Origin of the sequence: Kluyvera sp. (genome assembly GCF_047971185.1) — a bacterium.
GTDB lineage: Bacteria > Pseudomonadota > Gammaproteobacteria > Enterobacterales > Enterobacteriaceae > Kluyvera.
The window spans coordinates 130,198-151,633 of sequence record NZ_JBKDZH010000042.1 but is presented as its reverse complement, the minus strand read 5'-3'; the positions used below and the strand labels follow the sequence as shown (position 1 = coordinate 151,633).

General features: G+C 59.2%; 16 protein-coding genes. 6 read left to right on the top strand and 10 right to left on the bottom strand.

Going from position 1 to position 21,436, the window contains the following annotated elements:
- Together pgk and epd are read right to left on the bottom strand one after the other, a co-directional pair.
- On the bottom strand, positions 1-252 hold a 252-nt coding region (pgk, locus tag ACK5JN_RS12170; protein ID WP_416870412.1), incomplete at its 3' end, for a phosphoglycerate kinase.
- 39 nt (positions 253-291) lie between these two features.
- On the bottom strand, positions 292-1,320 hold the full coding sequence (epd, locus tag ACK5JN_RS12165) for an erythrose-4-phosphate dehydrogenase (RefSeq protein WP_416870411.1): 1,029 nt from the start codon (positions 1,318-1,320) through the stop codon (positions 292-294).
- A gap of 561 nt (positions 1,321-1,881) precedes the next feature.
- On the opposite strand from epd, the gene ACK5JN_RS12160 reads away from it, so the two are divergent.
- Genes ACK5JN_RS12160 through ACK5JN_RS12145 form a run of 4 tightly spaced genes read left to right on the top strand, consistent with a single transcriptional unit; the run spans position 1,882 to position 9,318 of the window.
- On the top strand, positions 1,882-3,519 hold the full coding sequence (locus ACK5JN_RS12160; RefSeq protein ID WP_416870410.1) for a PTS transporter subunit EIIC: 1,638 nt from the start codon (positions 1,882-1,884) through the stop codon (positions 3,517-3,519).
- The gene (locus ACK5JN_RS12155) at positions 3,519-4,733 is read left to right on the top strand and encodes a CehA/McbA family metallohydrolase (protein WP_416870409.1); all 1,215 of its coding nucleotides are present in this window, start codon (positions 3,519-3,521) and stop codon (positions 4,731-4,733) included. Before ACK5JN_RS12160 ends, ACK5JN_RS12155 begins: the two co-directional genes overlap by 1 nt.
- Positions 4,734-4,735: 2 nt before the next feature.
- Positions 4,736-6,721: a DUF5054 domain-containing protein gene (locus tag ACK5JN_RS12150; protein WP_416870408.1), complete on the top strand. Its 1,986-nt coding sequence runs from the start codon at positions 4,736-4,738 to the stop codon at positions 6,719-6,721.
- Between the two features lie 2 nt (positions 6,722-6,723).
- A complete protein-coding gene (locus ACK5JN_RS12145; RefSeq protein WP_416870407.1) occupies positions 6,724-9,318 on the top strand; it encodes a hypothetical protein in 2,595 nt (864 codons plus the stop codon).
- A gap of 57 nt (positions 9,319-9,375) precedes the next feature.
- Here ACK5JN_RS12145 and tkt read toward each other — a convergent pair whose 3' ends face one another.
- Entirely contained in the window at positions 9,376-11,367 is a 1,992-nt protein-coding gene (gene tkt / locus ACK5JN_RS12140) for a transketolase (protein WP_416870406.1), read from the bottom strand.
- Positions 11,368-11,634: 267 nt separating this feature from the next.
- Between tkt and ACK5JN_RS12135 the strand changes: the two genes are divergently transcribed.
- Both ACK5JN_RS12135 and ACK5JN_RS12130 read left to right on the top strand, forming a co-directional pair.
- Positions 11,635-12,393, top strand: coding sequence for a M48 family metallopeptidase (locus ACK5JN_RS12135; protein WP_416870405.1), 759 nt, complete (start codon positions 11,635-11,637; stop codon positions 12,391-12,393).
- Positions 12,394-12,782: 389 nt separating this feature from the next.
- Positions 12,783-14,051, top strand: a complete 1,269-nt coding sequence (locus ACK5JN_RS12130) for an OprD family porin (protein ID WP_416870404.1) — start codon at positions 12,783-12,785, stop codon at positions 14,049-14,051.
- A 108-nt stretch (positions 14,052-14,159) separates the two neighbouring features.
- Here ACK5JN_RS12130 and ACK5JN_RS12125 read toward each other — a convergent pair whose 3' ends face one another.
- Genes ACK5JN_RS12125 through ACK5JN_RS12095 form a run of 7 tightly spaced genes read right to left on the bottom strand, consistent with a single transcriptional unit; the run spans position 14,160 to position 21,432 of the window.
- On the bottom strand, positions 14,160-15,800 hold the full coding sequence (locus tag ACK5JN_RS12125; RefSeq protein ID WP_416870403.1) for a thiamine pyrophosphate-binding protein: 1,641 nt from the start codon (positions 15,798-15,800) through the stop codon (positions 14,160-14,162).
- A 17-nt stretch (positions 15,801-15,817) separates the two neighbouring features.
- Entirely contained in the window at positions 15,818-17,287 is a 1,470-nt protein-coding gene (locus ACK5JN_RS12120; protein WP_416870402.1) for an aldehyde dehydrogenase, read from the bottom strand.
- A 9-nt stretch (positions 17,288-17,296) separates the two neighbouring features.
- Entirely contained in the window at positions 17,297-18,067 is a 771-nt protein-coding gene (locus ACK5JN_RS12115) for an aspartate dehydrogenase (RefSeq protein ID WP_416870401.1), read from the bottom strand.
- A gap of 9 nt (positions 18,068-18,076) precedes the next feature.
- Complete coding sequence (locus tag ACK5JN_RS12110; RefSeq protein WP_416870400.1) at positions 18,077-18,871, bottom strand: SDR family oxidoreductase; 795 nt, start codon at positions 18,869-18,871, stop codon at positions 18,077-18,079.
- Positions 18,855-19,625, bottom strand: coding sequence for an alpha/beta fold hydrolase (locus tag ACK5JN_RS12105; protein ID WP_416870399.1), 771 nt, complete (start codon positions 19,623-19,625; stop codon positions 18,855-18,857). The genes ACK5JN_RS12110 and ACK5JN_RS12105 overlap by 17 nt, the downstream gene beginning before the upstream one ends.
- A gap of 9 nt (positions 19,626-19,634) precedes the next feature.
- The gene (locus tag ACK5JN_RS12100; protein ID WP_416870398.1) at positions 19,635-20,165 is read right to left on the bottom strand and encodes a cupin domain-containing protein; all 531 of its coding nucleotides are present in this window, start codon (positions 20,163-20,165) and stop codon (positions 19,635-19,637) included.
- Between the two features lie 10 nt (positions 20,166-20,175).
- Positions 20,176-21,432: an MFS transporter gene (locus tag ACK5JN_RS12095; protein WP_416870397.1), complete on the bottom strand. Its 1,257-nt coding sequence runs from the start codon at positions 21,430-21,432 to the stop codon at positions 20,176-20,178.
- Positions 21,433-21,436 lie beyond the last annotated feature (4 nt).

The following is a 21,436-nucleotide window of genomic DNA, read 5'->3' as shown; positions in this document are numbered from 1 at the left end:
TTTGACTTTCAGGTAATTAACAACCGGCAACAGAGAGAATTCTTCGTTGGACTCGCCTTCGGTCGGACGACCCAGGTGAGAAGTAACCATTACTTTAGCACCCTGTGTCAGCGCCAGTTCGATGGTCGGCAGGGAGGCGCGGATACGCGCGTCGCTGGTCACTTTGCCATCTTTAACCGGTACGTTCAGATCCGCACGGATGAAAACGCGTTTACCAGCCAGATCCAGATCGGTCATCTTAATTACAGACATGGTGAATCCTCTCGTTGATACTTAAAGTTTTGTCGACGCTCAAGCGTCGAGCCTGAAACCAATAGCGGCCATTGCTAACGTGGTGTCGAGCATTCGGTTAGCAAAGCCCCATTCGTTATCACACCAGACCAGCGTTTTGATCAGATGCGCCCCACTGACCCGCGTCTGAGTACCATCGACAATGGCACTGTGCGGATCGTGGTTAAAATCAGTTGAGACCAACGGTAATTCCGTATAGTCAACTATACCATGAAATGCACCCTGTGCTGCTTTTTGCAGCAACTGGTTGACTTCACTTGCTTTTACAGGTTTTTTCACCGTCACGCTCAGGTCAATGGCCGTCACGTTAATAGTGGGCACGCGCACCGCAATCGCCTCAAAACGGTCGCTAAACTGCGGGAAAATACGGGCAATGCCCGCAGCAAGTTTAGTATCTACCGGAATGATCGACTGACTTGCCGCACGCGTACGGCGTAAATCCGGATGATAGGCGTCAATCACCTGCTGGTCGTGCATCGCAGAATGAATGGTCGTGACCGTACCGGACTCTATGCCGTAGGCATCATCCAACAATTTGATGACGGGAATGATGCAGTTCGTGGTACAGGAGGCGTTGGAAACAATGCGGTGCTCCGCACGCAGTTCGTGCTGGTTGACCCCATAAACGACGGTGGCGTCGAGATCGTTGCTGCCAGGATGTGAAAAGAGCACCTTCTTCGCGCCAGCGGCGATATGCGCTTCACCGTCTTCACGGTTGCCGTATACGCCGGTGCAGTCGAGGACAACATCGACCGACAGCTCGCGCCAGGGTAGCGCTTCAATAGAACGTTCGTGCAGAAGACGGATGGCGTCATCGCCGACAAACAGCTGCTCGCGCTCCTGGCGAACATCCCAGGCAAAGCGCCCGTGGCTGGTGTCATACTTCAACAAATGCGCGATGCCAGCGGCATCTGCCAGTTCGTTGATGGCGACCACGGTGATCTCCGCACGGCGTCCGGATTCATACAAAGCACGAACCACATTACGGCCAATGCGACCGAAGCCATTAATAGCTACGCGTACGCTCATAGGTCTCCTGCAAGGTCATCCCGAAGCAAAGTGGCCAACAGAGTAATGCAGCCGCTCGTTCAGGGAAACCTTACCCGCCACAAACCGTGACTGATTGGTTAAATGTCGAACAATTCGTCAACTGAAACGCTTCAGCTAGAATAAGCGAAATATGGAATAAAAGGAATGATTGTCCAGACAAACGCGCCAGTAATCTGACATTCGTCACATTTTTACAGGAATAATCACCACAGAAATTCCATTGTCTCCCTGCCTTGCCCCCGCTCGCCGCGACCGCTTTCGTTCGTTACCCGAAGCAATAAGCGCGGGCAGAAGAAAAACTAATATTATTAGCTTATCGCTGCGCGAGTCACAGAATCCTCTTTTCGTAATGATAAACTCACCAGCCATTATAAAAAAAGCTGAGAAGAACAGACATCTAAAATAATTAATATCGCCATAGCAAAATATAACGACCGCAAAACATATTCATTGAGAAAATATTTTTAACGCTAATTTCAATAATCTTCATTTGAAATTACCCACCGTCACGCCGGTTTAAAATATTCACAAGGATGATTTATGAAACAGCAAATGCAAATGATTGGGCAAGCCATGCTAGTCCCGATATCCATTATCACCATTGGCTCGATGTTTATGGGTTTCGGCAGCGCGTTTACCAATAAAGAGACGCTGGAGGCGTTACATCTTGGCGTATTATTTAATAAAGCATCGCCGTTATTTATGGCGTTCAGCGTGATGAAAGCAACGGGCGATGTGGTTTTCAGGAATCTCCCGCTTTTTTTCGCCATCGGCGTCGCCTTCGGTCTGGCCAAAAAGGAGAAAGGCTGGGCGGCGTTTTCCGGTGCCGTGTGCTTTATGTCGATGCATTTTATCCTCAGCACGCTGCTGACGCTTCACGGCCTGAACGAGCAGACCACCACCGCCAGCTGGTTTATCAGCCAGCGCCACCTTGACCCGATCGCCGCGGTGCAGGAAGCCTCCATCTACACCACCGAATTAGGGATGTTCACCTACCGAATGAGCGTGTTTGGCGGCATGGCGGTCGGCCTCGCGACCGCCTGGCTGCACAATCGCCTTTATAACGTGAAGCTCCCGCTGGTGCTGTCATTTTTTGCCGGTACGCGTACCGTCCCCATCGTGACGCTGGTCGTTGGCGCGCTGATGGGCTCAGTGCTCTACCTTGTCTGGCCCCCCATCGGCTGGATGCTGGCGCAGTTCAGCAAACTGATCGGTGACTCCGGCCTGTTCGGCACCTTTATCTGGGCCGTTGCCGACAAATCGCTGCTGCCGGTTGGCCTGCACCATCTTATCACCACGCCTATTCGCCTGACTGAACTCGGCGGCTCGATGGAGGTGTGCGGTAATCTGGTCAGCGGCACCACGAATATCTACATGGCGCAGCTGGGCTGTAGCGAGACGTCAGAACTGCTGGTGCGCGGCTTTCAATCCGGGCGCGTGGTGACCCACTTCGGCGCGCTGCCCGGGGCCGCGCTGGCGATGTACCACTGCTCCCGCTCTCAGCATAAAAAGGTGGTCGCGGGCCTTCTGCTCCCGGTCGTAGCCACCATGATGCTCTTCGGCGTGACGGAACCCATCGAATACACCTTCCTGTTTGTCGCGCCGTGGCTCTTTTATCTGGTTCACGTGCCGCTGACCGGCTTAATCTTTGTATTAACGGAAATGGCTAACGTCTCTATTTACGGCGGCTGCCTGAAAGATATTCTCCCGGTATTACTGCAGCCCGGAAAGTTAAATCTCTGGGGATATTTATGGTTAACGCCGCTATTTTTCGGCATCTATTACCTTGCATTCCGCTATCTCATCACTCGCTTTAACGTCATGACCCCGGGCCGTGAAAATGAACATTCATCAGACGACGATGTGAAGCTGTTCAGCAAGCAGGATTTTAAAAATAAAAGTATGACAACGGCCACGACATCACAGGCGAATGAATTCTCCACGCAAATTATTGCCGCTTTCGGCGGTAAAGAAAATATTGCCCAGTTTGATAACTGTATTTCCCGACTACGCGTTGAAGTGATAGATCCCTCGCGCGTAGCCCACGACGACGTGTGGAAGAAAAACCTGCGTGCAAAAGGTGTAGTGCGCGTCGGCGAAAAGGGCTGGCAAATCATCTACGGCACGGAAGTGGTGATGATTGCCGGCGACTGCAAAGAGCTGCTTGAGGAGGCGTGATGGATAACCTCTCTACTGTACACATCGAATACGTTGCCCATCCCGATGAACAAAAACAGATCCTCGCACTGCCCTTTGATATGGGGCTGGAGGTTGAGCGGCTGGACATCAGCTACCGCTTTGATGAAGGCAACGCGGTTGATTTAGGGCTAAAAATAGGCGAAGAAACCCTCGGCTGGAGCGGCGGCGCGCGGCAGCAGATGACGGTCAGCGAGCGTTTCGCCACGCCTGGCTATCGGCGCGGCGCGCTGCCTTCAGGTCGAGGATACGTGCTGCTGGGTTTACATAAAATCATCGGCGCATGCCGCATTCATATTGAGATCGTTCGCTACCACAAAGCCTGGCGCTGGCGGCGCGGCGATACGCATATCCACTCCGAACACAGCGACGGCAAGCTGAGCGTCGCGGCGCTGGTAGACCGCGCACGTGCGCACAACCACGATTTCCTCTGCTTTACCGATCACAACACCATGACGCAAAACCGGGAGATTGACGGCCTCAACACCTCGCTATGCCTCATTCCAGGCATGGAGCTCACCACCCCGCTTGGGCACGTCAATTTTATCGGCGTAGACCGGCCGGTCCGCAGCTTTCTTCCCTGCGCGACGGAGCTCGACATCACGCTAAGAATGGCCGAGGCGCGCAGCAACGGCGCCTGGATCGGGATTAATCATCCCTTCTGCCAGCACTGCCCGTGGCAACTACCGCTGGCCCACTACGACTGGCTGGAGCTGTGGAACGGGCCGTGGGAGGCAGCAACCCGCAACGAAGACACCTTTCACTACTGGCTTCAGCAGCTGCGCGCAGGGAAAACTATTGCCGTCACCGCCGGCAGCGATTTCCACAAAGAAAAAGCGCTCACGCTTCCGACCCTCGCCGTCCGCAGCCATGGCGGCGAGCGTGACGATATCCTGCAGGCCATCGCCGACGGACGCAGCTATATGCAGAGCCACGACGACATCCGGCTAACGCGCTTTAGCGGCGGCGAAGCCGAAATCGGCGGCACTACCACCAGCCCAACGCTGCATATCGATCTCGACGTACCAGACCACCACCAGGTGCTGCTGTATACCCAGCGCCAGGTGCTTGAATTACCCCACCACAACGGCCGCGTGCAGCAGGACGTTCGTTGGGCCGACAGCCGTTTTGCCTTCTTGCGGGTGAACGATGGCCGTTGCGCTCAGTTGATTACCAACCCCATTTTCCGGGAGTGAACATGCAGCGTGTTCATATCATCTACAAAACGCATCTTGATATTGGCTTCACCGATTATGCCCAGGCGATTGAAGATAAATACCTCACGGACTTTATTCCGGCGGTGGTAAACCTCGCCCGGCAGGTCAACGCTGGAGAAGAGAAAAACTTTATCTGGACCTGCGGTAGCTGGCTTATCCACCGCTATCTACAGCGCGCCGCCCCCGCAGATTGCACGCGGCTGTACGATGCGATCGCCGCCGGCGACATCGTCTGGCATGGTCTGCCGTTCACCACCCATAGCGAACTGCTGACGCCCACGCTAATGCAGCACGCGCTCTCCTACCGCAAAAATCTGGACCAGCGCTTCCACAGCCGGACCATCGCCGCCAAAATGACCGACGTGCCGGGCCATCCTCAGGCCATCGTGCCGTGGCTGGCCGAGGCCGGTCTACGTTATCTGCATCTGGGCGTCAACGCGGCCTCCTGCCCGCCGGACGTCCCGCCGCTGTTTATCTGGAAATATGGCCAGCACGAGATCGTCGTCAACTACTCTTTCGGCGGCTACGGTAACGCAACCTGGTGTGAAGCGCTGGACGAGCTGCTGGTCTTTTGCCACGCTGAGGATAACTGCTCTCCGCCAACGGCGGCCGAGGTGATGCGGCTGATTGAACGTTACCGGCAGCGCTACCCAGAGGCGCGGGTCAGCGCATCAACCCTCGACGCCTTCGCCGCGCGGGTGGAGACCATCCGCCACACGCTGCCGATCGTCGAGGCCGAAATTGGCGACACGTGGAATCATGGGCTGGCGACCGACCCGGGAAAAGTCAGCCGCTATCGCCGCTTAAACCGCCGTCTCCAGCAGGAGATTGTCTGCCCGCCCGCAGCGCTTGATGCGCTGCTGATGGTGCCTGAGCATACCTGGGGCATGGACCTCAAGCTACACCTCCCCGACTACTGTCACTACCTGCCGGAGGCGTTCAGCGCCGCGCGCGCGCGGGAGAGGGTCACGTCGCCGGTTCCTTTAAAATACGATTCGCTTCAGCAATTTATTGCGCAATCTCCCCATAAAAGCGCCCGCAGCTATCGCCACTTCAGCCAATCCTGGGAGGAGCAGCGCCGCTATATCGATAGCGCCTGCGCGCAACTGCCCGCGCCGCTGTGTGACACCACCGGCGCGGGCCCCGTTGTTGTCAAAGGTATGGCGACCGATCTGCGCCAGTTCTCCTTCGGCGACTATGAGTTTGCTTTAGCGAGCGACGGCAGCCTGTCGGCGCTCAATATCCATGGCAGGCCGATGCTGGATGCGCCCTTTGCCAGCCTTATCTATCGGCAGATTGGGCCGCAGGAGTATGACCGCTTCCGCGATCGCTATCTGCAGAATCTGGATGTCACTTCGCCGTGGGCGCTCTCCGATTTCACGAAGCCCGGTCTGGAACTGACGCCGCGCCCCGTCACTACTCAGCAGGTAAAATTCTCGCTTAAAGAGGTTCGCTTTCGCGGCGAGCTGGATGCCTGGTACGTACAGGCCATTATTCAGCCCAATAACGCACCCGGCCTTGAACTCAGGCTGCCCAGCGAGATCGTGCTGGAGTACGGTTTTAGCAAGATTCGCCACGCGCTCTCGCTGCGCCTGAGCATTTACGGCAAGCAGGCCAACCGGCTGCCCGAAGAGATCTGGCTCCAGCTAGGGCTGGCAAACGTCGGGCAGAGCACCTGCCAGAAGCTGGGCTACCCCATCGACTGGTTTAACGTCGTCAGCAATGGCAACCACAACCTGCACGCGGTAGAGCTGGCCCTCACCGAGCAGTGGACGCTGGAACCGCTGGATGCGCCGCTGCTGGGGCTGTACCAGCCGCGAATTCTGTGTTTTGGCGAACCGCTTCCTCCGCGCGTCAGCCTCTACGGCCAGCTCTATAACAACGTCTGGGGCACCAACTTCCCGATGTGGTACGAAGATGACATCCACGCGGAGTACCGCGTCTATTTTAGTCAGAGGGGGGAATAGCCATGAGCGATGTCCGCACTATTCATGCCGTCTCGCACACCCACTGGGATCGCGAATGGTATTTCTCGACGCTCGATACGCAGCTTTTTGCCCTTAAGGCCTTTAGCGAACTGATCGAGGCGCTGGAGCATAACCCGCGCTTTGTCTTCCATCTTGACGGCCAGAGCTCAATCTTTGACGACTTTATTCGCCTGAAGCCGGATATGGCCGAACGCGCGCGCCGCCTCGTTGGCGAGAAGCGGCTGCTGATCGGCCCATGGTACACCCAGCCGGACCTGTTTAACATTGCCACCGAGTCGATGTTCCGCAACCTGCGCATCGGCATCCATCACGCCCGGCAGGCGGGCTACTGCATGTCGGTGCTGTACCTGCCGGATACCTTTGGCAGCCACGCCCAGCTACCGCAGATCGCCCGCGCGTTTGGCCTCCGCCACATTCTGCTGCGCCGCGGTTACGATCCGCAGGTGATGGGGCCGACGGAGCTGTGCTGGGAAGCGCTGAATGGCGATTGCGCCACCACCGTTATCACGCCGTTTGGCTACTCCCTTGCGCATCCCGAGCGCGGCGGCCGCTGGCGCAACTTCCGCCCCGCGCATTTTGACGAAGAGACGTTCCCGCTGATTGCCCGTATCAAAGCGCTATCGCCGTCGCCAGACCTGCTGTGCCCTATCGGCGGCGACCAGGTAAGCGGCGATGCCGACTTCGATCGGCTGATCGCGGCGATCGACGCCATCAGCGACGATCGCTGGGAAGTCAGCAGCTATGAGCGCTACTTCGCCACCCTGGCCGATAAGCCCCTGCCGCGCTGGCGCGGTGAGTTTCGTATTCCGCGCCTTTCCCGGGTGCACAAAAGCATCGGTTCGTCGCGCTACGACATTAAAAAAGCCAATTACGATGCGGAAATGTGCCTGACCCGGCTGGCGGAGCCGATGCTGGCGCTGGCGCGGCGCAGCGGTTTTGACGAAGGCGAAGAGATGCTGGAGCAGGCGTGGTGCGGGCTATTAGAGTCGCACGCTCACGACAGCATGGGCGGCTGCAACAGCGATGAAACCAATCGTGACGTTCTGCACCGCTGTCGTCAGGCGCAGCAAATCGGCGAGGCGATATTCAGCCTCCACGCCCGCCAGCTGCTCGCCAATCTCGCCGCGAAAACGCCCTATCGCTTTCTGGTGCTCAACGGCACCAGCAGCCCGGCGGTCGACGTCCGCCAACAAACGCTCATCACCCCCGCAGCGCAGTTTGCGCTGATTGGCGAAAACGGTGAGCCGATCTGCGTCGTCGTGCACCAGCAGCGGCAGGTGCAGCTACCGCGCCACGTGCTGCTGACGCCGGACGGTGAAGTTGAAACCGAACAGCAGTGCTGGTATTACGAAAATCGCGTCGATCTGCTCAACGTGCCGGTGCCGCCGCTGGGTTTCGCGATCTTTTACGTCGCCCCCTGCCCATCGCCGGTCGTGCTTCCCATCTCCTGTCCTGAAGCGCAGGCGATCGAAAACGCACACTATCGCCTGAGCCTGCAGGGCAACCAGCTACAGCTGCTGGAGAAAAGCACCGGCCGGACGCTGGCACCGCTGCTGGCGCTGCGCGATATCAGCGACGACGGCGATCTGTATGACTTTTCACCCCTGCCCGGCGATAGCGGCCTGACCTTCTCGCACTTTACCCTTGATGGCATTCAGCAGCATCCGTGGCAGCAAACCCTGCGCCTGCGCGCCGCGCTGCTGCTGCCGGAAGCGATCGGCGACGATCGGCTGGCACGCAGTGAGCGCCTGCGCACCGTAAACGTTACGCTCGCGCTGACGCTGGAAGACGATATTCTGCGCGGCGACCTGACTATCGACAATACCGTGCGCGATCACCGCATGCAGCTGTTGATCAACACCGGAAAAACCATCGAGGCGGTTTGCGCCGACGTGCCGTTTGGGACGCTGACGCGCACCAATCAGCATATCCACGATGCCGCGGGCTACGCGGAGCGCCCGGTTGATACGGAGCCTTTTATGCATCGGCTCAGCCCTCATGCCAATTTTCACGTTTTCGCCCGCGGCCTGAAAGAGTATGCCTGGCAGGGCCAGCAGCTTCGCCTGACGCTTTTCCGCGGCGTCGGCCAGCTGGGTAAAGATGACCTGCTGTATCGCCCCGGACGCGCTTCCGGCCAGCGACAGGCCACGCCAGAAGGCAATCTGCCCGGCGAGCTGAAGTTTCACTTTGCGCTGTGTCTCGGTGAACATTCTCAGGCGCAGCTGGCGATTCGTGAACAGCGATACAGCGCGCCGGTGCGGCTGTGGCAATGGCAGAGCGACCAGCAGGGCCTTCAGCGGCTGGACAATTTTGATCTGTTGATTGCAAAACGGGATGTCCTTCACCGCCAGCTGTTGCCCCATCTGCCGCAAGGCTGGGTCGTGAGCGGCGTTGATGTGCTGTACGGTAAAACCCTGGTGCGCCTGTATAACCCCTCGCCAGACGCGCTGGCGGTGCCGGAGGCCTGGTTCGGCTACCTGTGCAACGCGCTGGGTGAAAAAACGGAGAAAACGGTGCTGCAAGGCTATGACCACCTGACGCTCGATCTCAGCGTGGCTCATGCCGATCTATCCTGATGTACCTCGCCCATAAAAAAAGGCCGCATTCGCGGCCTTTTGACTTAGCAAAACGGATTACAGCAGGCCTTTCGCCTTCTCAACCACGTTTTCTACGGTGAAGCCGAACTCTTTGAACAGCTGGTCAGCCGGCGCAGACTCACCGAAGGTGGTCATGCCAACGATAGCGCCGTTCAGGCCCACGTATTTGAACCAGTAGTCCGCGATGCCCGCTTCGATAGCCACGCGCGCAGAGACGGCTTTCGGCAGCACGGATTCGCGGTAGGCCGCATCCTGCTTGTCGAACGCGTCGGTGGACGGCATGGAAACCACGCGCGCCTTCACGCCTTCAGCGGTCAGTTTTTCGTACGCGGCAACCGCCAGCTCAACTTCAGAGCCGGTCGCAATGAAGATCAGCTGCGGCTGGCCTTCGCAGTCTTTCAGCACGTAGCCGCCGCGCGCGACGTTCGCCAGCTGCGCTTCGGTACGGTCCTGCTGCGCCAGGTTCTGACGGGAGAGGATCAGCGCGGTCGGGCCGTCCTGACGCTCTACGCCATATTTCCACGCAATCGCGGATTCCACCTGGTCACACGGACGCCATGTGCTCATGTTCGGGGTCACGCGCAGGGACGCAATCTGCTCAACCGGCTGGTGAGTCGGGCCATCTTCGCCCAGACCGATAGAGTCATGGGTGTAGACCATCACCTGACGTTTCTTCATCAGCGCCGCCATACGCACCGCGTTACGGGCATATTCGACGAACATCAGGAAGGTGGAGGTGTACGGCAGGAAACCACCGTGCAGCGAGATACCGTTGGCAATCGCGGTCATACCGAATTCACGCACGCCGTAATGGATATAGTTACCCGCGGTGTCTTCGTTGATGGATTTAGAGCCGGACCAGATAGTCAGGTTAGACGGCGCCAGGTCAGCGGAACCACCGAGGAATTCAGGCAGCAGAGGACCGAACGCTTCAATTGCGTTCTGGGACGCTTTACGGCTGGCGATTTTCGCCGGGTTAGCCTGCAGCTTAGCGATGAATTCGTTCGCTTTAGCGTCGAAGTCAGACGGCATCTCACCTTTCATACGGCGGGTGAATTCTGCGGCTTCCTGCGGGAAGGCTTTCGCGTAAGCGGCGAACTTGTCGTTCCATGCCGCTTCTTTTGCCTGGCCTGCGGCTTTCGCATCCCACTGCGCATAAATGTCTGCCGGGATTTCGAACGGACCGTAGTTCCAGCCCAGCTGTTTGCGGGTCAGCGCAATTTCTTCTGCCCCCAGCGGCGCGCCGTGAGAGTCGTGGGTACCCGCTTTGTTTGGAGAACCGAAACCAATCACGGTTTTGCACATCAGCAGGGACGGCTTGTCGGTCACTTTACGCGCTTCTTCTACCGCACGTTTGATCGCGTCAGCGTCGTGGCCGTCAATACCGCGGATCACGTGCCAGTTATAGGCTTCGAAACGCTTCGCGGTGTCATCGGTGAACCAGCCTTCAACGTGGCCGTCGATGGAGATGCCGTTGTCATCGTAGAAGGCGATCAGTTTGCCCAGCTTCAGGGTACCGGCCAGGGAGCACACTTCGTGAGAAATGCCTTCCATCATGCAGCCATCGCCCATGAACGCGTAGGTAAAGTGGTCAACGATGTCGTGACCCGGGCGGTTGAACTGCGCCGCCAGCGTTTTTTCTGCAATCGCCATACCGACAGCGTTAGCAATACCCTGGCCCAGCGGGCCGGTGGTGGTTTCAACGCCTGCGGTGTAACCCACTTCCGGATGACCCGGGGTTTTAGAGTGCAGCTGACGGAAGTTCTTCAGTTCTTCCATCGGCAGATCGTAGCCGGTGAGGTGCAGCAGGCTGTAGATCAGCATGGAGCCGTGGCCGTTAGACAGCACAAAGCGGTCACGGTCAGCCCAGGACGGATTCTGCGGGTTATGGTTCAGAAAATCACGCCACAGGACTTCGGCAATGTCAGCCATACCCATCGGGGCACCCGGGTGACCGGAATTGGCTTTCTGTACTGCGTCCATGCTCAGCGCACGAATAGCATTAGCAAGCTCTTTACGTGAGGACATTTTGACTCCAGTTCGGACTGTTGAAGGCGACCCTAACGGCACAAGGCACGCACGTTACGGGCTTTGCCAGAAAAAAGTGCCAACAATGTAACCTATGCGACAAAGCATGTACATGGAGCATCCTTTTACGGCTTCAGAAATCTCTGGAACAGCGGTTAACAAGATGTAATATCCTCGCTCGCAACCCGCGAAATTCTTTATACTTAGCCTAACTCTGGCGTCGCAATTCCAGGGCATTTTCAGATAAACGACTTTGGAAGCATTCTCATGAAAAAACGGGCGGTTGTTCTGGCTTTTGGCGCTACTTTGCTGCTCAGTGGCTGTCAGAATATGGATTCAAATGGCTTATTAAGCTCAGGCACCGGCGCTTTACAGGCGTTCTCCCTGAGCGATCAGCAGGTGCAAGCGTTGAGCGACCAGGCCTGTGCGGATATGGACAGCAAGGCGACCATCGCGCCGTCCAACAGCGCCTATACCCAGCGGCTGAACAAAATCGCCGCCGCGCTTGGCGACAACATTAACGGCCAACCGGTGAACTACAAAGTCTACGTCGCCAAAGACGTGAACGCTTTCGCCATGGCCAACGGCTGCATTCGCGTCTATAGCGGCCTGATGGACCTGATGAGTGACAACGAAGTGGAAGCGGTCGTCGGCCACGAAATGGGCCACGTTGCGCTGGGCCACGTGAAGAAAGGCATGCAGGTGGCGATTGGCACCAACGCCCTGCGCGCGGCAGCGGCTTCTGCGGGCGGCATCGTCGGCAGCCTGTCGCAGTCGCAGATTGGCGATCTGGGCGAGAAGCTGGTGAACTCGCAGTTCTCCCAGCGCCAGGAGTCGGAAGCGGACGACTACTCCTATGACCTGCTGCGTAAACGCGGCATCAACCCAACCGGTCTCGCCACCAGCTTCGAGAAGCTGTCGAAACTGGAAGATGGCCGTCAAAGCTCCATGTTTGACGATCACCCGGCGTCCCAGGAACGCGCCCAGCATATCCGCGAGCGCCTACAGGCCGACGGGATTAAATAAAGCGTCACCGGGGGGCAATATTGCCCCCCTTGCATAAATAAGAAAAAAATATTAAAACCGGTAAACGGCACTAATTGATAAGTTAAGCGCACAAACCGTTAAATATACGTAGCTGACACCTACGCGGAATATATAAGCCTCAGCCGCACACGCTGGATAATTATCCTGAGAAAGAAAATAACATTATATTATTTACCTTCTATAAAGCGCATTCTCCGTATTTTCAAATAGTCTATAGCGCCTCAGCCAGCGCACGCGCTGCGTGACCTACGGCGCGCCCGCTGGCGAAACATCCCTTCATACAATGATTGCTTTTGATACTTATTCAGGCGAATATCCAAATTGTAACAACACAATTTGACAGTTTTATAAACAGAGAAGTTCCCTCCGTGAAAAAGAAATTAACATTAGTTGCCTTAAGTATTATTGCCTCTGCACCGGCTTTTGCGAGCCAGCAATCTGATAGCCAGGGTTTTATTGACGACAGTCATCTGGATCTGTTCCTGCGTAACGCGTATATCAAACGCGACTATCGCGATGGGCTGCACGATAAAAGCGAATGGGGCCAGGGCGTTATTGCCACCTTTGAATCCGGCTTTACTCAGGGCCCGATCGGCTTTGGCGTAGACGGTATCGCCCAGTACGGCGTGCGCCTGGACGGCGGCCGCGGTAACAGCGGCGCGGGCGGCATTGACTTCTTCGCGCAGGACAACGACGGCCGCGCCAAGTCCGACCTCGCCAAGTTTGGCGCAACCGCCAAAATGCGCTTCTCTAACACCGTGCTGAGCTACGGTACCCAGCGCCCGACGCTGCCTATTCTGTACGCCGACGACTCTCGTCTGCTGTATGAAACCTACACCGGGACGATGCTGACCTCAAAAGAGATCGCCGGTCTGGAAGTGAACGCCGGTTACTTCACCGACGAACAGCGTAAGAGCGATGATAGCCACAACAGCGGCCTGAAAAGCATTACCTTCGGCGGCGCGAGCTATCAGTTCAACGACCAGCTCAGCGGCGCGCTGTACGCTTCCCACGTGGAGGACGTGCTCAACAAGCAGTACCTCGGCCTGAACTACGCCCAGCCGCTGGCCGAAAACCAGAAGCTGGTGTTCGACTTCAACGGCTATAACTCTCGTCTGGAGCAGGAATACGCCGACTCGCTGGATACCGGGCGCAGCAACAGCATCTGGAGCCTGGCGACCAGCTACATCTGGGATATTCATACTTTCAAAATTGCCTACCAGCAGAGCAGCGGCAGCACCGGCTATAACTATGGCGGCTACCAGAATCAGGGCGGCGTCGGCGACGGCGGCAACACCATCTGGCTGGCGAACTCCTACTGGTCTGATTTTAACGGCGAAGATGAACGCTCATGGCAGGCGTCCTACGCGCTGGACTTCGGCGGCCTGGGCTTGCCGGGTCTGAGCTGGACCACCGCCTACGTGCGCGGCGACAACATCAAGACGGCGGAAACCAACAACGGTAAAGAGCACGAGTGGTTTAACCAGGTGCAGTACCAGGTCCAGGACGGCCCGGCGAAAGATCTGAAGTTTAAAGTCCGCTACTCGGTGCTGCGCGTCTCCAGCAACGCCAGCGACTATAACGTCAGCGGTAATGAAGTTCGCGTGTACGTTGAATACCCGTTCAACGCGTTTTAATACTTGCCCCTCACCCTAACCCTCTCCCCGTGGGGGAGAGGGGACCGTCCAGGCTCTATTTTCTCCCTCTCCCCCACGGGGAGAGGGCCGGGGTGAGGGGGTATCCCCTCAGTACAGCGTTTTCTGCGGCGGCCCGGCAAACTTCAGCGCGCCAATCTGCCCCATCTTCACTTCCACCACCGACGGCCCCGGCATCGCCAGCGCTTCCGTCATCACGGCGTTAAAATCATCCGCCCGCTCCACGCTCCAGGCCTGCAGCCCGATAGCCTGCGCCAGCAGCGTAAAGTCCGGCGTGTGCAGCGCATTGTAATACTGCCGCCCGCCGAAATATTTATCCTGAATGCCACGCATCACGCCATAGCCGCCGTCGTTCATGATAAGCAGCGTGACGTTGGCTTTCTCCTGCGCCAGCGTCGCCAGTTCGCCCAGGTTCAGGCTCAGACCGCCGTCACCAACCAGCCCAACCACCTTACGCTGCGGGTTGGCGATAGCCGTCCCAATCGCCATCGGTAGCCCCATACCGATCGCGCCAGCGAGCGAGTGAATATTCATCAGCGGGCCGTTGGCGCGGAACAGCCGGCTTCCCCACAGGCTGCCGGAGACGGTGATATCACGAACCAGCAGGCCGTTTTCCGGCAGCGCCTGGGCAATGGCATCGTTGAGCTTCGCGTACTCGCCGCACTGCTCGCGCAGATCCTGCTCCGCTTTGACCACCGCGCTGCTCACCAGCGCATCCCACTGCGCGTTCCCCCATTCGCGCCCCTGCACTTTCGCCGCCAGGGCGGAGAGCAGCGCGGAACAATCTGCAATCAAGGTGTTATCCATCAAATAGTTACGGCTGGCCGCCGCCGGGTCGATATCAATCTGTACCCGCGGTTGCGGCAGCGCCAGCGTCCAGGAGCGCGTTTCATTACTGCGCAGTCGCGACCCGGCCACCAGCGTAAAATCGCAGGCGGAAATCACGGCCTCAATAGACGGCGAGTTATGGAAAGCGCGCAGGCTCGCGCGGTGGCTATCCGGCAGCACGCCGCGCGCGTGGGTGCTGGAGATCACGGTCACCCCGGCATCGGCCAGTTTTTTCACCGCCTCGGCGCTATCCAGCGCGCCGCCGCCCAGCCACAGCAGCGGCAGCTTCGCCTGCTTGAGCTGCGCCCACAGTGCGTCCACCACACGGCTATCCACGCTCGCCGCAGTCTGCGCTTTCACCGGCGCGGTCACCAGCGAGGCCGGGATTTTCGTGCTCTGAATATCGATCGGAATTTCAACCGATACCGGCCCGCACGGCGGCGTTTGCGCCTCCTGAATGGCTTTATGCAGAATCGCGATCGCCTGATTGGCGTTGCTGATACGGTACGCGCGCTTGGAACTGGCCTTCAGGAAGGTCAGCTGGTCGCGCGTCTCGTGAATAAAGCCGGTATCGGCATCCAGCCACGCTTTTTCCACCTGACCGGTTAAGTGCAGCAGCGGCGTGCAGGCGTTCATCGCCTCTACCAACGCCCCCACCGCGTTCCCCGCCCCCGCGCCGGTGCTGGTCAGCGCCACGCCAAGGCCGGAGAAACGGCCGTGGGCATCGGCCATCGTCACCGACCCGGCTTCCCCGCGTGCGGGCACAAAGCGGATGTTGCCGCGCTGCCCGACGGCATCAGCAATCGGCAGGTTATGAATGGAGATGACGCCGTAGATGGCCTCAACCTGATACTGCTCCAGCGTTCTGGCGATGGCGTCGCCGACGGTTATCATTTCGCTCATTGCTCACTCACCTTTTCTCAATCACACCAGTGGTTGACGCTATTACCCGTCGCCAGATAAATGCTTTTTTGTTGCATCCAGGCTTTCAGCCCCTGAATACCCTTTTCGCGGCCCAGACCGCTCTCTTTAAAGCCCCCGAACGGGGTCGAAATCGCAAAAACTTTGTAGGTGTTAATCCACACCGTGCCAACTTCCAGGCGTTCGCTGAGGCGCAGCGCGCGCCCGGTATCGCGCGTCCAGATGCCCGCCGCCAGCCCGTAGACCGAGTCATTGGCTTCGCGAATCAGTTCGCTTTCATCGCTAAAGGGCAGCGCCACCACCACCGGCCCGAAGATCTCTTCCTGACAGGTGCGCGCGCTGTTCTTCAGCCCCTCAACGATGGTCGGCAGAACGAAGCTTCCCGCCGCCAACGCGGGATCGGCCGGGATCTCGCCGCCGCACAGCACACGGCCGCCTTCCTGTTTCGCCAGCTCGACATATTCCAGCACCCGCTGGCGGTGCGCTTCGCTAATCAGCGGCCCGACGTGCGTGTCGCGGCTGAACGGATGCCCGACGCGTAACCCCTGGGTCAGCTCCAGCAGTCGCGCCATCAGCGGGGCGTAAACCTGTTGATGAATAAAGAGCCGCGACCCGGCAATGCACGCCTGCCCGGCGGAGCTGAAAATGCCGTAGCAGATACCGCGCGCCGCGCGCTCAATATCGGCATCTTCCAGCACGATAGTGGGCGATTTACCGCCCAGCTCCAGCGAGGTGGGGATCAGCTTTTCTGCCGCCACGTGCGCCAGATGACGACCGGTGGCGGTGCCGCCGGTAAACGAAATTTTGCGCACCTTCGGATGGCGCGCCAGCGCATCGCCAATCACCGAACCTTTCCCCGGCAGCACGCTCAGCAGGCCTGCGGGTAAGCCGGCGCGTTCAAAGATCCGCGCTAGCTCCAGCGCCATCAGCGGCGTGGCTTCCGCCGGTTTGAGGATCACCGCATTGCCCGCGGCAATGGCAGGGGCCACTTTCTGCATTTCGCTGGCGATCGGCGAGTTCCACGGAGTAATCGCCGCCACCACGCCGATCGCTTCATAGCGGCTCAGCGTTAACAGATCCGGCTGGCGCGGCGTGGGCAGCTCGCCTTCCAGCAGTTCGCAGGCGGCAGCAAAATAGCGGGCGGTTGCCGCCGCGCTGATGACCAGGCCGCGCGCCTCGGCGAGCGGTTTACCGTTATCGCGGCTCTGCATCTGCGCCAGCTCATCCAGCCGCGCGTCAATCTCATCCGCCACCTTATGCAGGACCTTCGCCCGCTGATGCGGTAGCGCGTTGCGCCATTCCGGATCGCGCCAGGCACTCTCCGCACAGACGATGGCCTCTTCGAGATCGTCCAGGCTCGCCGCTCGCAGCGTGGCGTTGAGGGTACCGTCCGCCGGGAAGGTGCTGCGCATCGCCTCGCCGCCGCCGCGTCGCCACTGGCCTCCGATAAAAATCATTAATTCATCCATCTGAGCCTCTCAGCGCTGGGCCAGTTCACGGCAGGCGCGTACCGCGCTTAACGCCGCCAGGGTGGAAGTTTTCGGGTTAGTGGCCAGCGGCAGCCCGCTCAGCTCCAGATGAAATTCGCCAAACAGCCCTTCGACGTGCAGGGTATGGGTATTGCGCTGGGTCGCGGGATCAACCATCAGCTGCACGCGGGTGGCGTCCATCCCCACACCGCCCAGTGCTACGGTGGCCGCGACGTTGGCGTTGGCCGGGAACAGCCTGGCGGCCTCGCGGGCGCTGCCCTCAAAGAACACCTGCGCTTCGGAAACGGCGTTGAGATCGATAAGCTGCTCGGCGTAGCTGCCGCGCCAGCTGGCCGGGCTTTTACGCGATTGATAGGTGACGCGCTCAAGCCCGCCCTCTTTCGCCGCCGCCAGCCCGTCGATACCCGCCACCGCGCCGGAAAGCAGCGTCAGCGTACCGCCCGCGTTCAGTAAGCGCTGTTCGAGTTCGCTGTCGGCCAGCGCCCCGGTGGAGATCACCGCCAGATGCCAGCCGCGCGCCAGCACCGCTTCGCCATACTGCGCGACCGCCTGCTGGCTGGCGCACTCCAGCACCAGATCCGGCGTTTCAGCGCAGTCCATTGGCGTCGTCAGCGCCGTCACGGCATCGCCAAACTGTTCGCGGATCGCCGCATGATGCGATTCACGCGCCACGATCCAGCCGATCGCCACCTGCGGCGGTAAACGCTCGATCACCGCCTGCGCCATGGCGCCATAGCCGATTAACATGATCTTTTTCATGATGTTCCCTTACAGATGACGACAGAAACCGCCGGAGACATCCAGCGCGGCCCCGGTGGTAAAGGAAGCCAGCGGCGAAGCGAGGAAGAGCAGCGCCTGCGCGGGTTCCTGCGGCTTGCCGAGACGGGCCATCGGAATACCGCGCTTGCGGGCGATATCCGCCGTCCATTCCGGCCAGCTCTGATTTTTATCACTACGGTTGGCAAAGCGGCGCTGCCACTGCCCGGACTCGACCATACCAAGCAGGATGGAGTTCACGCGGACGCCTTTGTCCACCAGCTCTTTCGACAGCGTCAGCGTCATATTCAGCAGCGCCGCGCGGGCGGCGGAGGTGGCAATCATGTGCTCTTCCGGCTGGAGCGCCAGCAGCGAGTTTACGCAGGTGATCGACGCGATATCCGACTGCTCAAGCTGCGGCAAAAACGCCTGCACCGGGTTAATGACGCCGAACAGTTTCAGCTCGGCCTCATGCAGCCACGCCTCGCGCGGGGTATCGGCAAAGTGTGCCACGTAGCCCTGTCCGGCGTTGTTGATCAGCATATCCGCCGGGCCGAAACGGTCGTTTACCGCCTCGGCGAATGCCTGTACTTCTTCGGCTTTCAGCACGTCGCAGCACCATGAAAATACGTCGCCTTCAGGATATTCGTTCAGTAGCGCCGCGTGGGCGCTGGCCAGGCGATCCGGATCGCGGCCGCAAAAAGCCACTTTTGCCCCTTCGCCCAGCAGCAGGCGCAGGGTCTCAAAACCGATACCCGAAGAGCCGCCGGTGACTACCGCTACACGCCCGTCAATTTGTGCATTCATCGCGCACCTCGTGTTGAATACGTAACAGCTGTTGATTAAAAAATGTGTCGTTATCGAGATAGCTGGCGTGCCCGGCCAGCGGGATGGCGGTAAACGGCATGCCGTAGCGTAGCGCCAGCCCCTGTACCCGCTCAGGTTGGGTGATGGCGTCCTGCTCGCCGCACCAGACTTCAAATGCCCCGCCGTAGCGCGCCAGCCAGCCGTGAATATCGTCGTGCGCCAGCATCCACGCGGCGGCGAGATAGCCTTCGGCACGCAGTTTGCGCATGCCCGCCGCTACGGTGGCGATATCCGCTTCACGCGCGGCGGGATGCAGCAGCTTCGCCGCCCGGGTTTGCGCCAGCACGTTGCCCCCCAGCGCCATCTGCTGCTCGCGGCTGCGCCAGACCTGCTCACGCTGCTCCGGCTCGCTTTGGCCGTAACCCTGCGCGGCATCGGCCAGCACTAGATGCAGCACGCGGTCGGGGTATTTCGCCGCAAACGCGCTGGCCACCAGCGCGCCGAGCGAATGGCCGACGAGAATGGTCTGACGAACGCCCGCGCGATCCAGCATCACCGCCAGCGCATCGGCGTAATCCCCGGCGTTGGCGCGAGCCGCTTCGAGCATCGGGCTTTCGCCATAACCGGGCATATCCCAGGCCAGCACGCGAAAACCGGTCAGCGCCATCTGCTTGTGCCACGAGGCCGCGCCAGAGCTGATACCGTGCAGCAGCGTGAGGGGAATACCGCTACCCTGTTCACGAAAACCCGTCATAGCGCCTCCTTAGTTCCGCTTCACTTTCGACAGCGGATGATCGGCCGGATAGGTCGGCGTTTCCGGCTTTTTGGTGCCCAGCATTACGCACATCAGCGCCTCTTCTTCGCCGTGGTTAAACAGGCCGCGATAAATCCCCGCCGGGACGGAAATCAGATCACGCTCGCGCAGGATGGTTTCGAGGTAGTTATCACCGTCCTGAATCATCAGCGTGATCTGCCCCTTCAGCATGAAGAACACCTCTTCGACATCATCGTGCAAATGCAGCGGCCCTTCGCATTTCGACGGTAGCACCATGGTGGAGAAGGTGAAGTGCTCGGCGGCAACGGTATTGGTATCGCTCACCACGCCGGTCGCGCCGGTGCCGATATAGCGCATCTGCGCGCGGCGGTATTTCGGGTCGTAATCGGCCTGGAATTTCAGCGCGTTCCAGTCGTATTTGCGCCCTTCGAAGCGCGCAATGCGCGACTCGACCCACTCTTCCATCGTCAGGTTGTCGGGTTTAATGCCCGCTTTTACGCTTACGGTTGAATCTGTCATGACACTCTCCTCAGTAACGTCTCAGCAGCGGCAGTAACAGGACGCAGCCCACCGCCGCCATCACCGCCAGAAAAATCAGCCCGGAATCCATGCTGTGGGTGAAGGCGATAAGCGCCCCCATCACCGCCGGCGACAGCGCGCCCGCAAAGTTTCCCAGCCCGTTGAAGATGCCGCCGGCGGTGGCGCTCACCCGTGGATGAGTAGCCTTGGCCAGCAGCGCGAAAATGTTCGGCGCACCGGTTCCCCACATAAAGGTGCTGAAGCTCATCGCCGCGATAATCGCCAGCGGGGTATCCAGATGCATCACCACCGCCAGGCCTGCGCCCGCTCCCGCCATGGAGATAAAGCAGGCGGCCGCGCGTTTATCGACCCGGTCCGACAGCCACGCGCCAATCACCTCACCGGCCAGCATGGCAATGAACGGCATCGACGAGAGCCAGCCCGCATGCTCCAGGTGAATGCCTTTACCTTTAATCAGGTAGCCCGGCAGCCAGCCGTTAATGCCCCACAGGTAGGTCAGGAAGGCGATGTTAAAGATGCAGATAATCCAGAAGTGCAGGCTGACGAACAGCTCGCGCCGCGCCGCCCTGCGCTCTTCCTGCGTCGCCTGGGCGGTAGTGGGTTTCGCGTCAAGGCGAATGCCCCGCAGGCCAAGGCGCACAAAAATCAGCACCGGGACGGTCAGCATCGCCATCACAAAGAAGGTGCTCTGCCAGCCAAAAGTGTTCAGCAGCCACAAAGAGAGCGGGAAACCAATGGCCGCGCCCACCGGCGTGCCGAGCAGCCACAGCATGGTGGCGCGCGCCTGCAAATGCTGCGGGAAGTTGTGGCGCACGATGGCGAACGCCAGCGGGAACAGCGGCCCTTCCGCCACGCCGAGCAGAATGCGCAGCACGATCATCAGGGTGTAGTTGTGGGTGAAGCCCATCGCCACCATCAGCACGCACCACACCGCCATCATGCCCGTGAGCAGACGCAGCGGGGCAATCTTGTCGCCCAGCCCGCTTAAAAATACGGAGGAAAATCCGTAGCTCAGCAGGAAGGCGCTCATCAGAATGCCGAGGCGCGTGGTATCAAAATCAATGCCCATCGCCTGCTGGAAATGGCCGTCGGAAAACAGCGCGGCAATGCTGATTTTGTCGAAAAACGCCAGCAGTACGCAGGCCAGCAGCGACAGCGGGATCGCCCAGCGAACGGCTTTTTCAGGCGTACGGGTCCCCTCACCGCTCGCCTCAGCAGGCGCGGTGTTCGTCTCGAATGTGGTCATTTAT